Below are 15,436 nucleotides of genomic sequence, written 5' to 3'. Positions count from 1 at the left end.
CCAAATTATGGAAACGGCCATGGATCAAAGTAACGGAGTGGGTCAGAATGGGTCAAAGGAACCGGAACCTCGACCCAGGAACCTCGACCCACCCGGCAGAAGCTGGGCCTAAGGAACCGGAACCCCGACCCACCAATGACATCAAAGAGAATTACGGGAGTGAATAAAATGAAGAATGTGCATATTGTACCACACATGCATTGGGATCGGGAATGGTACTTCTCAACAGAAGAATCACGAATTTTACTCGTTAACAATATGGAAGAAATTATGGACATGCTCGAAAACAATCCCGACTACCCATACTATGTATTAGATGGACAAACCTCTATTTTAGAAGACTATTTCGCTGTGAAACCGGAAAATAAAGATCGAGTAAAAAAGCTCATTCAACAAGGAAAACTCATTATCGGTCCGTGGTACACGCAAACGGATGAAATGGTCGTCGGAGCAGAGTCGATCGTGCGGAATTTACTCTATGGAATAAAAGATAGTAAACAATACGGGGAACCGATGATGATTGGTTATTTGCCAGACTCCTTTGGGCAATCTGCGCAAATGCCGATGATTTTAAATGGATTCGGCATAAAACGGGCGATGTTTTGGAGGGGGGCATCGGAACGTCACGGAACCGATCGAACAGAGTTTTATTGGAAAAGTGATGACGGATCAAAAGTGCTTGTTCAATTATTACCACTTGGTTACGCAATTGGAAAGTATTTGCCGGAAAATGAAGAAGAGCTAAAAAAGCGAATGGATAAATATTTGTCCGTGTTAGATAAAGGTGCGACTTCCGACCATATTTTACTGCCTAATGGACACGACCAAATGCCGATACAAAAAAATATCTTTACGATTATAGAGAAATTGAAAAAACTGTACCCTGATCGAAATTTTTTCCTGAGCAAATATGAAAATCTATTTGAAGAAATTGAAAAAAATCAATCACTCCATACGATTCAAGGTGAATTTTTAGACGGAAAATATATGCGCGTCCATCGGAGTATTTACTTGACCCGTATGGATATTAAAGCTGCGAATACACGGGTTGAAAATAAAATTACGAATATTTTAGAACCCCTTGCCTCCATTGGTATCGGTTAGGCTTTGAATATCATCACGGGTTGATTGAACTCATTTGGAAGGAAATTATGAAAAATCATGCCCACGACAGTATCGGCTGTTGCTGTTCGGATAAAGTGCATCGGGAAATCAGAAACCGACTTTTCATCGCAGAGGAAAAAACCGACCAGCTCATCGAATTTTACAAACGAAAAATTACTGACGCCATTCAAACGGATCGCACAGAAGATCGGTTAACTGCATTTAATTTATTACCTTACAAACGAAACGAAGTCTTTACTGCAACGATTATTACGAAATTAAGTTCTTTCCAATTGGAAGACGAAACTGGGAACCGAATCGATTTTGAAGTGTTGGAAAAAGAAGTTATCGATCCCGGTTTAATCGATCGACAAATCGTTCATTACGGGAACTATGATCCATTTTACAAATACACCGTTCAATTGAAAGATACGATTCCAGCAATGGGTTACAAGACGTATTTTATTTTAGAAGGTGAAAATTCAATGGATCATTCGTTCAAAGAAGTGAACACAATTGAAACGGATTTTTATTCGATTTCCGTCAACAAAAACGGTACGTTGAAAATTTTTGATAAGCAGACGAATGAGCTATTTGACCAAGTTCTTCTTTTAGAAAATGGGGGAGATGATGGTGATGAGTATGATTATTCCCCGTTACTTGGTGAAAAATTGATTTATAGCCATGATGTTGAAGCAAAATCGATCGTTCGCCAAAATAAATACGGAGGCGAAATTACGATATCCTTATGTTTACCGGTTCCATCTGATCTTGAAGCACGAAAAAATGGCGAAACGGATTGTTCAGTTGATGTAAAATGGCATATTACCGTTGCAAAATCGAAACCGATTCTTCATATTCATGCAGAAATTGAAAACTATGCGAAGGATCATCGGTTAAGAGTATTGGTTCCAACGAAAATTGCATCGAGGGTTTCATTTGCTGATAATCAATTTGGATTGATTAAGCGGGGAGTTTTTGATGAAGCGATGGGAGTTTGGGAAAAAGAAGGATGGTCAGAACGTCCGGATGCAATATATCCGATGCTTTCATTCGTCGGATTAGCAAACGATAATCGTGGAGTATTTGTTCTAACAAACAGTACCCGTGAATATGAAATCGTCGGTGACAAATTCGATACGATTGCCATTACTTTGTTCCGATCTATTGGTGTTCTTGGAAAAGAAGAACTGATTCGTCGACCGGGAAGACCGTCTGGAATAAAATTACCGACTCCTGATTCCCAAATGATTGGAAAATTGGAATTGGATTTTGCCATTACCACGTATGCGGGAACCTTTGATGGTGTTAAAATAGCCCGTATTGGAAAAGAATATACAACAAAGATTGAAACATATAACAAAATACCGTATGATGCGATGAAACTAAACCCATCCGGAATTCATACACCAGCTAACTTTAGTTTATTGGAGGAAATCGGTGAAACGGTTGGAGTCATAAGCACGTTGAAAAAGGCGGAAAAAGAAGACGCCCTTGTACTACGTCTTTATAATCCGAGCGAACAAGGTGTGAATGTTAAGATGAAAGGTGCCCAACAAGCGAGTGAGGTGAATTTAAACGAAACCTATCTTCACTCATTAGATGTGGAACAAGGAACCTTCACCCTTTTCATAAAACCGAACGAAGTCAAAACCGTTCAATTGAAATAAAGCGGGACAAAAGAAGTGGGACAAAAGAACCGGAACCTTGACCCACAATTATAAAAAGCGCCCAAGAGTTTTAGCTTGGGCGCTTATTTTATCACTTTATCTTAAATAAATTTTCTTTGCTTTCTATAATAAAGGAATACGACGAAACCGACAACAATTAGAGATAGACCAATAAATAGGATGTTACCATGATCCGTTGCAGTGTTTGGTAATGTTTTTCCTTCATCTTCACTGGATGTTTGGTCATCGGATGAGTCACCAGGTTTTTCTGAGTCGTTTTGATCAGCAGGTTCTTCCGTATCATCTGCTGGTTGATCATCGACACCGAGTGCAACGATTCGACCTTCAACGGATGGAGAAACCGTTCCTCCAAGATGGTTTAGGTAAGCAGTGAATACTTCATAATCTGGCATATCAACGTTTACCATGCGACCTTCTTCCGTTGCCTTTGCCAATACATCGTATCCATCGCCACCTTTAGCTGTAAAGGAGTTTGTAGCAACATAATACGTAGCTTCTTTATTAATCGGTTCGTATTTTCCTTCCGTATTTTTCACATCGATCGATACAATTCGTTCCCCAGCAGGTTTTTCTGGATCGAAGGTGAATTTTAAACCGGATACGTGTAAAAATCCTCCATTGGTTTCTGGATATTTACTTACACTATGTTCAAGAGTTTGCCAAATTTCATCACCGGTTAGTTCCATATATACGAGCATGTTTCCAAAAGGCATAACCGTAAGAACTTCACCTAATGTGATTTCTCCTTTATCAACCGAAGCACGGATTCCTCCACCATTTTGCAAGGCAATCGTGACTTCCGGCTTAATTTGTTGCATATTCCAAACCATGCCGTCTGCAATTAAATTTCCAAGATTTGTTTCCTTCGTACGTACATTGGCTCTTTCTCCGTCTAGCACAACGGTTGTTTCACCGACAACTTGTTTTTGTAATGATTCTACATCTTTATAATATAATTTAACCAAATCACTAAGTTCTTCGTCAGCGTCGTAGCCTTCTGGGTTTTCATCACTTTTCTCTTCTAAAGCAAGTAACGCTGTAGAATATTCAGTAACGACACCGTTTTCATCAAAGGTGACATCTAATACACCTAAGTTGTTTAAATTATCTCCTGTTTGCACGATAACGGTTGGTTCATCTTTTTCAATCAATGTACCTTCAGGAAGTTCTGTATGACTATGGCCACCGACGATCACATCGATTCCATCCACAGCTTTTGCAACTTCCACATCTGCTTTATATCCTAAGTGAGTCAATGCAATGATTTTGTCGATTCCCATTTCTTCCAGTTGTTTCACTGTTTGAGTCGCTTTTTCAATGGCATTATGGAAGAGAATATTTTCCCCAGGGCTAGAAATCGAAGGTGTTTCTTCCGTAATCAATCCGATAATACCAATGGACTCTCCATCTACTTCTTTTACAATTGCAGGGTAAATTTTACCGCCTTCCCCTGGTTGACCAATTGTTGACTCCACATATTTTCCTAAAATCGAATCGCCTGTAAAATCGATGTTGGCCCCAACAAGTGGGAATTCGGCTTTATTTACGAAATTACCAAGCGTTTCTGAATCTTTGTCGAATTCATGGTTTCCAAATACCATCGCATCAAAACCAATTTTATTCATAAAATCAACATCAGCTAAACCTTTATGCACGGTAAAATAGAGCGTTCCGGAAAAAACATCTCCAGCGTGCAACAACAAATTGTTCGGTTTTTCAGCACGAATTTGTTCCACTGCGGTACTAAGAAAGGGGAACTGTTCAACATGAGCGTGAGTATCGTTTACATGCATGATGGTTAAATCAAATGTATTACCATCGGTTTCTGCTGCGAAAGATACTTGTCCAAAAGGTAAGGAATAATTCACTAATAATACAAGTAATGATACAGCGATGAGTAAACGATTTTTCAAAAATTTCACGTTTCCTTCTCCTCCCATATGCGTTTTTTATTATTGCGTGTTGAGTGTGAAAAATAAGTTCAATATCTAACTACGCAATTAACACCCCCATATGAGTTATTGTCGCAAAATTTTGCGACTCTATTATAATTAAAACATATTCAAATGTAAAATTGTTGTAAAACACTTAAAAAATTATATTAATTCTATAACATTTTTTTAAAAATGATATAAAGTGATCGATTTAATCGACTGACAAATAGATTTCAGATTTCTTATGGTTCAAATTTAGATGTGATTTTTCAATTTAAAAAATCTAAAAATCATTACGAATATACGCATTCATTATCAAATTACTAAAGTTCAAATCCCCTTCCCATATGCAACGAAAGTTCGAATTTTTAACCATTCAAGGGAATATTTGTAAACAGTCAATGGACTGGAATCCAATCAGCAAAAAAACAAGGGAATATCGGGAACTGAACCCGGTTTAACTAACGTCATAGAATTAAATAAATCTATTTGTTATCAAAAAGAATATAAGAACCAATCGATTCATCCGGCATCCGAAGAAAATGCTAGGAATCAAACGAATTCACATGAAGGGTAAAAAAACTAATGATCGAAGGAATTTCTAAGTCTTCCAATTCAACGTAATGTTTCTTGATTTTTCAAATAAAAAACTATACCTTTCTTCAAAACGAACAAAGGATGGATTCCCGATTTATTTCACAAAACGGTCAATCATCCAGAGTCCGAATCCGTATCTCCCAAATGAACATCAAATGAATCCCCTTAAATACAAGGGGATTATTCATTTAAATCGATATGTTTTCCCTTTACTAAATACACCGTATTTTCCGCTACATTTGTTATGTGATCGGCGGTACGTTCTAAGTAGCGACAAATAAAAAGTAATTGGGTTACGTAATTGATATGGTCTGGATTTTTCTGATGGATGTTAAACAATTCTTTGATCGTTTCACCGTACAATCGATCTACTTCGTCATCCATTTCTGCCACGATTTTTGCAAGTTTCACGTCTTCTTCCTTGAAAGCATTGAGTCCTTCGATTAACATTTGATTGGATATTTCATACATTCGATGTAAATTTGTTAATACTCCTATCATCGAAGGATCGGTCCTTTTCCCTAATCGAATGGTCGATTTAGCGATGTTGACGGCAAAATCGGCAACCCGTTCAAAATCGGTCGCAATTCGGATGGTCATAATGATTTTTCGAAGGTCCGTTGCTACCGGTTGTTGTTTTGTAATAATCATAATGGCATTGTCAATAATTTCTTCGTACAATAAATCTGCTTTGTCATCGTCGTCGATTATTTCTTGAGAAGCTTGAATATCCTGCGTTTCAAAGGCCTCTAAAGCCCGATCTAAAGCACGTTGGGCAAAATGACAAAGTTCCGACAATTGGTCTTGCAATCCCCTTAATTCCTCATCAAAAAATTCCCTAGCAGTCATTGAACATTCCCATCCTTTCTATTAAAAATCTCCCGACGTTCGGTAATCGTATAAAAAATTTTTCCTTAAGAATCAGTTGAATGAATTAAAATGTCACCGAATTGTTGAACGGGTCACCGAGAACCATTCAAACAAAATCGATTATCCAAATCGACCGGTGATATAATTTTCTGTCCGTTTGTCTTTCGGTGTGGAGAAAATCTTGTCCGTTTGATCGTATTCAATTACTTCCCCATTAAGGAAAAATGCGGTTTTGTCAGAGATTCGGGCAGCTTGTTGCATATTATGGGTCACGATAATAATGCTAAATTTTTCCTTTAATTCTTGGACGAGCTCCTCCACTTTTAAAGTCGAAATCGGATCGAGAGCAGATGTCGGTTCATCCATTAAAATGACATCCGGTTCGATGGCGAGGGCTCGAGCGATACAAAGGCGTTGTTGTTGCCCACCAGATAAGCCGTACGCATTTTCTTTTAAACGATCTTTTACTTCATCCCAAATGGCCGCGTTACGTAAACTTTTTTCTACAATTTCGTCGAGAATTTTTCGATCTTTGATTCCGTGAATTCTTGGGCCGTATGCAATGTTGTCGTAAATCGACTTCGGGAAGGGATTCGGCTTTTGAAACACCATTCCGACTTTTGTGCGTAATTCTTCCACCGGATACGTTTTATCAAAAATATTTCGACCGCGGTAAAGGATTTCTCCAGATGTTTTTACAATCGGTACGAGTTCAACCATCCGATTCAACGTTTTAATAAATGTAGATTTACCACAACCAGATGGGCCGATAATAGCTGTAATTTCATTTTCATAAATATCGAGATGAATATCTTTTAGCGCGTGGGTATCACCGTACCAAAGATTTAATTCTTTCGTTTGATATACGATTTGTTTTTGAGCAGGTTCTTCGATGTGGCTTAACTCATTTGTTGTTTTTTTCATTTCTTTTCGAAGCTCTGCAGTTATGGACATATTTTAAATCCTCCTTATTCGTTCACTTTCACTCACCCATACGTCTATTCGAACCTAACCACTACAGACTTCCAATTTAATGATGAAGAATGCGCATATGATTCGGTGAATTCCGTTGTTCTGATTGTAAAAGAAATTACGGTTTCACATGGTTTCTAGTCGTTAATATCTGTTTTGGAATTTATTTCGAATCCAAACGGCCACTGAGTTCATGATGATTAACATTCCTAGTAAAACGATAATTCCTGCTGCAGCGAGGGCATGGAATTCCTCTTGGGGTCGACTCGTCCAGTTATAAATTTGCATTGGCAGTGCAGTAAATGAATCGAGAAAACTGCTAGGTAACACAGCGAGAAAAAGTGGTACGCCAATTACGACAAGGGGTGCAGTTTCTCCAATTCCCCGTGAAAAAGCGAGAATCGATCCAGTTAAAATTCCAGGTAAGGCGGCAGGTAACACGACTGTTCGAATCGTTTGCCATTTTGTTGCCCCCATCGCGTATGATGCTTCCTTTAGTTCTTTCGGTACAGAACGAATTGCCTCCTGACTTGAAACGATAACTACAGGTAAGATTAGTAAACTCATCGTTAACCCAGCTGCAAGTACGCTCGTTCCTAAATGAAGTGCTCGAGCAAAAATCGTCAAACCTAAAAGTCCGTACACGACGGATGGAACTCCTGCAAGATTGGAAATATTCACTTGTAAAAATGTATTGAAACGATTTTTTTTCGCATATTCTTCCAAGTAGATTGCAGTACCGACGCCAAGAATAAATGTGACAGGGATGACGACTGCCATCAGCCACATCGTTCCGATCAAAGCGGTGTAAATTCCTGCCTTTTCCGGTTTTCTTGAAGGTAAGCTATTTAAAAATTGCCAGTCTAAATAAGGGAATCCTTGAAATAAAATCCGAGCTAATAAAATGGCCAAGACAAATAAGGATAGGAGGGTGGCCAAGAAAAATAAATATTTGGATATTTTATTCAGTTTTCTTCTCGGTCCTGTATGTTGTAAAACTTTTTGATGATCGATGAATTTCATTTTAATATTCCTCCCTAATACGTCGCGACATCCATTGGGCGATCAAATTCATCACGAGGGTAAATAGGAACAAGGTAAACCCAACTGCGTAAATACTGTAATAAATCGTCGTTCCATATCCTGCGTCTCCTTGTGCGATTTGAACAATATAGGCGGTCATCGTTTGAATCGGTCCGGTGATATCAAATCCAGTGTTCGGTGTAGAGCCACCTGCAATCGAGACGATCATCGTTTCCCCAATTGCTCTAGACATTCCTAAAACGACCGATGCGATGATTCCTGAGATTGCAGCAGGTAACACAACTTTCACGGTGACTTCCAGTTTCGTCGCTCCTAGTGCCAATGCGCCTTCTCGAATGGCATTCGGTACGGCGGACATCGCGTCTTCAGATAAAGAGGCAATGGTTGGAGTTATCATAATCCCAATGACAATGCCGGGGCTTAGGGCATTGAAAATTTCCAGTGAAGGAATGATTTTTTGTAATATCGGTGTGACAAACGTCAAAGCGAAAAACCCGTAAACAATCGTTGGAACACCGGCTAATACTTCTAAAATCGGTTTGATTACCCTTCTCGTTTGATCCGATGCATATTCACTTAAATAAACGGCACTTGCAAGTCCTAAAGGAACAGCAACAATCATCGCAATGCCCGTTACTCGAAGCGTCCCGGAAATCAGTGGTAAAATTCCGTAATGACCAGGTTCGGAAAAAGGATACCAGGTTTTGGAAGTTAGAAATTCCACAATGGAAACATCCTTAAAAAAGGTAAACGTTTCGAATAAAAGGGTAAAAAGAATGCCCAAAGTCGTTAAAACGGAAACGGTTGCCGTAGAAAATAAAAGAATGGGTACGATGTTCTCGATTTTTTTTCTTGCCGATTGGTGGTTTTTCTTTTTTTCTTCAATTAATTTTTGTACAGAAACTGCTGCACTACCATTTGATGAGGCCATGGTTGAAACTCCTTTCATAAAGACAAGATGAAAAAGGGAAAATCATCTATTTGAACGGTAGAGATTTGTTGTCCGGTTTATTTTGAGAAAATAGACTTCGATATGAATAGAAGTAAAGGGATGAAAATTAGTATTGGAATAACATTTGAAATGATTTGGTATAATGGCAAGATGAGAAGCATCCAATTTTGCTTCTCATCTTTTTTGATTTGTTCGAGTAATATTACTTTAGATTTTCAAGTTGTTCTAAAGCTTGATCATAATTTTCTTGTGGAGTGCTCACGTATCCAACTTCTTCTGCTAGTTCACCAGCGTTTTCCAACAAGAATTTTACAAAGTCGTAAACTTCTTCACGTTTCACTGACTCGTTTTTCACATAGATGAATAGTGGTCGGGATAGTGGGCTGTATTCGCCGCTTTCAACTGTTTCATTTGTCGGTTCAACCGGTCCGTTTCCTCCGTCAATTGGAACGACTTTCAATCGATCTTTGTTTTCGATATAGTACGCATATCCAAAATAACCAATGGCGTTTACATCACCTGTTACACCAGTAACTAACACGTTGTCATCTTCAGAAAGGGTTGCGCTTTGAACGATTTGTTCACCGTCTAAAATCACTTCATCAAAGTAATCGAACGTTCCTGAATCCGTTCCAGGAGAGTAAAATTTAATTTCTTCTTCAGGCCATCCTTCGCGAATGTCAGCCCAAGTTTTTACCGTTCCATCTTCAACCCACATTTTTTTCAACTCTTCAATCGTTAAGTAATCGACCCAATCATTATCTTTATTTACAACTACGGACAATCCGTCATAGGCGATTTGAAATTCCGTATACTCGATTCCATTTTCCTTTAAGCTTTCCGCTTCTTCATCTTTAATCGGGCGGCTAGCGTTACTAATGTCGGTTTCGCCAGCGATAAATGCTTTAAATCCCCCACCGGTTCCGGATACACCGACGGAAACTTGTACTTTCGGTTGAACAATCTTATATTCTTCTGCTGTAGCCTCCATAATAGGAAAAACCGTGGATGAACCGTCGATGGCAATTTTTCCTTCTAATTGCTCAGTTTGTTCTGAATCCGATCCGCTTGTTGAATCCTCTTCTTTTGGTCCACACGCTGCGATGAATCCGATGGTAAACACAAGTAAAAATGATAACCAAAATTTTTTCCGTTTTAACATGAATGAATTCCCCCTAAAATTGGCATGAATGTTTCTTACACTTTCACCTTAATTGATAATGATTAATCCGGTTTTAATAAAATGTAAATCTTTTGTAAATAGGGGAATGTTCAAACGGATTTGTGAAGGAATTGATTGAAGGTATAAGGTAGGGTGGAAGATCAATAATTCGTATCATTTGTGTTTTGTAATGGGAATTTCGTAATGGGAAGGAGTTTTTTAAAAATTAGCCCAGTTTATGCCGATGTTTGTAAGAAGCGGATAATCCGTTGTTTTGAGTTATTACAACTGTTTTTTTGAGAGGAATAAAAAATGATTACACTTTTTTAAAGGTTAATACATATTTCGTACCTTTTGTTTTTCCAATTTTTTTATATTGTTCTTTTTTAATTAAATATTTTACAAGATCATAACGATGTATGTTTAAAAACTGTTTCGCTTCTTTAATCGTAATGGTTTCTTTAATAAGACAGTAATAATCGTTAAAGGCATGAATATGACACTTTTCCTCTTTAATTTCGCAGGCGGAGCAAAACCATTTGCCATGAATTCTGTCCATTACAGTTGTTGCACAAATGGGGCAAAGAACGCCTTGTATTAAATCCTCCGATTGTATTTGGAAGTTCGTCAATACATTTTTTTGTAATGGGGTGTGAGCGGATTGGACAGTTGTACATAATTGATCGATCTGGTTTTTTCGAAAAATCGGTTTTTTGTATCTTTGGGCTAATTCAAGGATGGTTGGGAGAATCGTGGAAGTCGGGACGAGTTTTTGAATATGTTTCGTGTACGTATTATTCGGTAAAAATTTGGTAGCCGGCCCTAATACAACAAATGTTTCGATTGGAGGAATCGGGAAGTTATTATAGGTCAACCAGTTTTGAAACTGCAATTTATGTTTTTCTACTTGATTTATCGGATGATCATATACTTCTCCCGATTCGTGAACGAGTTGACCGATATCGTTGAAAGAAATATTTCCTTTAAAATGTTTTACTTCAATAATCGTAATAAAGTTGGGATGAAGGACGAGTATATCGATTTGAAATACACGTTCGTTTTCAATTAGGCGAAGGTTGTGGAAAAGGTAGAAATGTTTTTCGGGAAGAAATTGTAACTGGTAAAAAACCTCTTTTTCACCTTGCTGTCCAAACATATGTTTTTTCAGTTCTTGCTGAATTTGTCCTTTTTTCGGATGGGAGCGCGGTATCCTCCGTTCCAAAGCTTCAATCTGTAGCACATCGAAGGGAATTGCGTAAGGTTTAATGATCATAAAAAACCCCTTTCAAAAATATTGTCTTTTTTTGAATAATTCTATCACATTTTGTTGATTAAAAACAGGTTGATTTAGGGGAAATCGTTTGATTTTTGGGGAAACCGGAACAGAATTTGGGGGAATTTGTTTGATTTTTGGGGAAATCGGAACAGAATTTGGGGGGAATTGTTAGGAATTTAAGGGAACGGGACGAAAATTTATGAGAATTGGTTGGAATTTCAAAAATTACTGTAAAAATTTGGGTAAATCGGTCTGAACTTAGGGAAGTAAAACCGGAAATCGGGTAAATTCATTTGGAATTCGTGTAAATGGGACGAGAATTCGGGTAAATTGGTCGGGATTCGAGGGAAAGGAACTGAAATTCGGGTAAATTCGTTTGGAATTCAGGGAAATGGGACGAGAATTCGGGTAAATTGGTCAGGATTCGAGGAAGTGGGACAAGAATTCGGGTAAATCGGTATGGAATTCAGGGAAATGGAATGGGAATTCGGGTAAATTGGTCAGGATTCGAGGAAAAGAAACCGTAATTCGGGTAAATCGGTATGGAATTCAGGGAAATGGAATGGGAATTCGGGTAAATTGGTCAGGATTCGAGGAAAAGAAACCGTAATTCGGGTAAATCGGTATGGAATTCAGGGAAATGGAATGGGAATTCGGGTAAATTGGTCAGGATTCGGGGAAAAAGAACTGGAATTCGGGTAAAATTGTTTGGAATTCGGGTAAATAGAACGAGAATTCAGGGAAATTGGTCGGGATTAGAGGAAAAGGAACCGGAATACGGGGAAATTGGTTGGGATTCGGGGAAATGGGACAAGAATTCGGGTAAATTGGTCAGGATTCGAGGAAAAGAAACCGTAATTCGGGTAAATCGGTATGGAATTCAGGGAAATGGAATGGGAATTCGGGTAAATTGGTCAGGATTCGGGGAAAAGGAACTGGAATTCGGGTAAATCGGTTTGGAATTCAGGGAAATGGGACAAGAATTCAGGTAAATTGGTTGAGATTCGGGGAAACGGAACCGTAATTCGGGCAAATTTGTTAGGAATTCAGGGAAATGGGACGGGAATTCGGGGAAATTGGTTGGGATTCGGGGAAAAGGAACTGGAATTCGTGTAAATGGGACGAGAATTCGGGTAAATTGGTCGGGATTCGAGGAAATGGGACAAGAATTCGGGTAAATCGGTATGGAATTCAGGGAAATGGAATGGGAATTCGGGTAAATTGGTCAGGATTCGGGGAAAAGGAACTGGAAATCGGGTAAATTCGTTAGGAATTCAGGGAAAAGGAACGAGAATTCGGGGAAATTGGTCAGGATTCGAGGAAGTGGGACAAGAATTCGGGTAAATCGGTATGAAATTCAGGGAAATTGGTTGGGATTCGAGGAAAAGGAACTGGAAATCGGGTAAATTCGTTAGGAATTCAGGGAAAAGGAACGAGAATTCGGGGAAATTGGTCGGGATTCGAGGAAAAGAAACCGTAATTCGGGTAAATCGGTATGGAATTCAGGGAAATGGAATGGGAATTCGGGTAAATTGGTCAGGATTCGGGGAAAAAGAACTGGAATTCGGGTAAAATTGTTTGGAATTCGGGTAAATAGAACGAGAATTCAGGGAAATTGGTCGGGATTCGAGGAAATGGGACAAGAATTCGGGTAAATTTGTTTGAAATTCGTGTAAATAGAATGAGAATTCGGGTAAATTTGTCATGATTTTGGGAAATGGGACGAGAATTCGTGTAAATTTGTTTGAAATTCGGGTAAATAGAACCAGATTTGGGGCGGGAAAAATTGAAAAAAGGTGCATCCTCATTCAAGAATGCACCTTCACATTTACTTACCTAAATTTTCTAAAGCGATGTTTGCAATATGGTTTGCTGTGAGTCCGTAAAATTCTTTTAAGTACTCAACTTTTCCGACTTGACCAAATTTTTCCCGAACTCCTACCCGTTTAATTGGAACGGGTTTAATTTCTGAAAGGGTTTCGGCTACGGCACTACCGAGTCCGCCAATGACATTATGATTTTCTGCTGTAATAATCAAACCTGTTTTTTCTGCTGCATAAGTTAACAGTTCTGCATCCACAGGTTTAATGGAGTACATATCGATCACCATTGCATCGATACTTTTTTTCTCCAGTTCTCGGGCTGCTTGTAATGCTTCGGCCACCATGATTCCGGAAGCAACAATACATACGTCCGTTCCATCCCTTAACAATTTTCCTTTACCTTTAGGGAAGGTTTCGTTCTCATCGTAAATTTTCACTGCTTTTTTTCGAGTCGTACGAATGTAATGGACACCGTATTCTTTATAATTTTGTATCAAAAGTTTCCGTAACATCGTACTGTCACTTGCTTCATAAACGGTTGCGTTCGGAATGAGACGAACTAAGCCGAGGTCTTCAAACGCCATATGTGTTCCACCGTTATGTTCTGCAGTTACACCCGCATCAGAGCCAAGAATTTTCACATTTAGTTTTGCATAAGCAAGGGAAACGAACAATTGATCGAAGGCTCGGCGTGTGGCGAACTGGGCAAAGGTATGAACGAATGGGATTTTGTTCGTTAAGCTAAAACCTGCAGCAACCCCCATCATATTCGCTTCCATAATTCCACAGTTAATAACTTGATCACTGATTTGGGGTGAAATTTTATTCAAACTAATCGAGCTCATTAAATCTGCGTCTAAGGCAATGACATTTGGATCTTTTTTCGCTAATTCCAAAATGGTTTCCGAGTACACTTGACGCATTTCTTTTTCTTCAAGTTTCAATTCCGTCATACTCATCGGCCAGCCTCCTTTTCACTTACCTTTTTCTCGAGTTCTTCAATTGCTTGTCTGATAATGTCTTTTTCTTCATCGGAAGGCCGGATGTGGTGGTTTGCTTCTTTTTCTTCTAAGTACGGAATTCCTTGTCCCTTCGTTGTATCCAAAATAATACAAATCGGTTTTTCCTTTTGCTCTTTACCTTCGATGATTGCTTGATGGATCGCCTCCATATCTGCACCATCAACTCTTGTACTCCAAAAACCGAACGAACGGAATTTGTCCGCCAAATCGAATGTTTCAATAATATCCTTCGTCCAACCGTCGAGCTGTTTTTTGTTTTCATCGACAAGCACAACGAGACGATTTAAACGGTGGTGAGCGGCAAATTGGGCTGCTTCCCAACATTGACCTTCGTTTAATTCCCCGTCACCGACGATCGTGTACGTATAATGGGTCGATCCGGATAATTTTAAAGAAGTAGCCATTCCAACAGCTACGGAAAAACCTTGTCCTAATGAACCGGTTGTCATTTCCACTCCCGGTGTTAAATTACGATCCGGATGGGAAGGTAATTTTGTTCCGTTTTGGTTCAACGTAAGAAGCATATCCATCGGGAAAAATCCTTTTAAAGCAAGTGTTGCATAAAGGGCTGGTCCAGCATGTCCCTTTGACAAAATAAAATGATCACGATCGACTTCTTTAAAATTTTCCGTCGTGACATTCATTTCTTTTCCGTATAATACGGCAAGAGTTTCAACAATAGAGAGACTTCCACCGTAATGACCGAAACCTAAATGATGTAATTGCTTTAATGTCCATAAACGAATCTGATCTCTAAATAATTCTAAATCGTTCATCATAAACCCCCTTTAGTTTGTTGAAAAGAAAAATGAGGTTCGGAGTCATTTCAAGGTTGATAAAATGGCGTTGATGTATCGATGATCCGAACCCATATAAAAATTGTTAATGAGCATTCCGAAAAGCGAAACAAAAATTTCTTCAATTTTTCAAAAATGTATGTGTTAACTCGCTTTTACTTTTTAAACAATTAATGATTTTGTAAAAAAGTT

The 15,436-nt window shown here is 38.7% G+C and carries 13 protein-coding genes; 4 read left to right on the top strand and 9 right to left on the bottom strand.

All coding sequences use genetic code 11. The features are described from left to right. The first annotated feature begins 168 nt into the window (after positions 1 to 168). Positions 169 to 1,104 carry a glycoside hydrolase family 38 N-terminal domain-containing protein gene (locus OE105_RS11010; protein WP_275420226.1) on the top strand — a complete coding sequence of 312 codons (936 nt, stop codon included), beginning with the start codon at positions 169 to 171 and terminating at the stop codon, positions 1,102 to 1,104. A 47-nt stretch (positions 1,105 to 1,151) separates the two neighbouring features. Next, the gene (locus OE105_RS11005) at positions 1,152 to 2,774 is read left to right on the top strand and encodes a glycoside hydrolase family 38 C-terminal domain-containing protein (RefSeq protein ID WP_275420225.1); all 1,623 of its coding nucleotides are present in this window, start codon (positions 1,152 to 1,154) and stop codon (positions 2,772 to 2,774) included. 101 nt (positions 2,775 to 2,875) lie between these two features. On the opposite strand, the gene OE105_RS11000 is transcribed toward OE105_RS11005, so the two are convergent. The 7 genes from OE105_RS11000 to OE105_RS10970 form a co-directional block, all read right to left on the bottom strand. Continuing rightward, complete coding sequence (locus OE105_RS11000; RefSeq protein ID WP_275420224.1) at positions 2,876 to 4,717, bottom strand: bifunctional metallophosphatase/5'-nucleotidase; 1,842 nt, start codon at positions 4,715 to 4,717, stop codon at positions 2,876 to 2,878. 789 nt (positions 4,718 to 5,506) lie between these two features. Beyond that, positions 5,507 to 6,175, bottom strand: coding sequence for a phosphate signaling complex protein PhoU (gene phoU / locus OE105_RS10995; RefSeq protein WP_275420223.1), 669 nt, complete (start codon positions 6,173 to 6,175; stop codon positions 5,507 to 5,509). Positions 6,176 to 6,316: 141 nt separating this feature from the next. Continuing rightward, positions 6,317 to 7,120, bottom strand: coding sequence for a phosphate ABC transporter ATP-binding protein PstB (pstB, locus tag OE105_RS10990; RefSeq protein ID WP_275422170.1), 804 nt, complete (start codon positions 7,118 to 7,120; stop codon positions 6,317 to 6,319). 192 nt (positions 7,121 to 7,312) lie between these two features. After that, positions 7,313 to 8,191, bottom strand: a complete 879-nt coding sequence (gene pstA, locus OE105_RS10985; protein WP_275420222.1) for a phosphate ABC transporter permease PstA — start codon at positions 8,189 to 8,191, stop codon at positions 7,313 to 7,315. A gap of 1 nt (position 8,192) precedes the next feature. Next, positions 8,193 to 9,143 carry a phosphate ABC transporter permease subunit PstC gene (gene pstC / locus OE105_RS10980; protein WP_275420221.1) on the bottom strand — a complete coding sequence of 317 codons (951 nt, stop codon included), beginning with the start codon at positions 9,141 to 9,143 and terminating at the stop codon, positions 8,193 to 8,195. A 223-nt stretch (positions 9,144 to 9,366) separates the two neighbouring features. Further along, positions 9,367 to 10,326 (bottom strand): PstS family phosphate ABC transporter substrate-binding protein, encoded by a 960-nt coding sequence (locus tag OE105_RS10975; protein ID WP_275420220.1) that lies wholly within the window; start codon positions 10,324 to 10,326, stop codon positions 9,367 to 9,369. 316 nt (positions 10,327 to 10,642) lie between these two features. Beyond that, positions 10,643 to 11,599, bottom strand: a complete 957-nt coding sequence (locus OE105_RS10970; RefSeq protein ID WP_275420219.1) for a nuclease-related domain-containing protein — start codon at positions 11,597 to 11,599, stop codon at positions 10,643 to 10,645. A gap of 665 nt (positions 11,600 to 12,264) precedes the next feature. Between OE105_RS10970 and OE105_RS10965 the strand changes: the two genes are divergently transcribed. Continuing rightward, positions 12,265 to 12,552 carry a hypothetical protein gene (locus OE105_RS10965; protein WP_275420218.1) on the top strand — a complete coding sequence of 96 codons (288 nt, stop codon included), beginning with the start codon at positions 12,265 to 12,267 and terminating at the stop codon, positions 12,550 to 12,552. A 104-nt stretch (positions 12,553 to 12,656) separates the two neighbouring features. After that, positions 12,657 to 12,863, top strand: a complete 207-nt coding sequence (locus OE105_RS10960; RefSeq protein WP_275420217.1) for a hypothetical protein — start codon at positions 12,657 to 12,659, stop codon at positions 12,861 to 12,863. 567 nt (positions 12,864 to 13,430) lie between these two features. Here the strand turns inward: OE105_RS10960 and OE105_RS10955 are convergent. Both OE105_RS10955 and OE105_RS10950 read right to left on the bottom strand, forming a co-directional pair. Continuing rightward, positions 13,431 to 14,384, bottom strand: coding sequence for a transketolase family protein (locus tag OE105_RS10955; RefSeq protein ID WP_275420216.1), 954 nt, complete (start codon positions 14,382 to 14,384; stop codon positions 13,431 to 13,433). Beyond that, positions 14,381 to 15,223 carry a transketolase gene (locus OE105_RS10950; RefSeq protein ID WP_275420215.1) on the bottom strand — a complete coding sequence of 281 codons (843 nt, stop codon included), beginning with the start codon at positions 15,221 to 15,223 and terminating at the stop codon, positions 14,381 to 14,383. The genes OE105_RS10955 and OE105_RS10950 overlap by 4 nt, the downstream gene beginning before the upstream one ends. Between the last annotated feature and the right edge of the window lie 213 nt (positions 15,224 to 15,436).

Source organism: Fervidibacillus halotolerans (assembly GCF_026547205.1).
GTDB classification, from domain to species: domain Bacteria; phylum Bacillota; class Bacilli; order Bacillales; family Caldibacillaceae; genus Fervidibacillus; species Fervidibacillus halotolerans.
The sequence above is the reverse complement of the archived record's forward strand: the minus strand, read 5'-3'. Positions and strand labels throughout refer to the sequence as shown.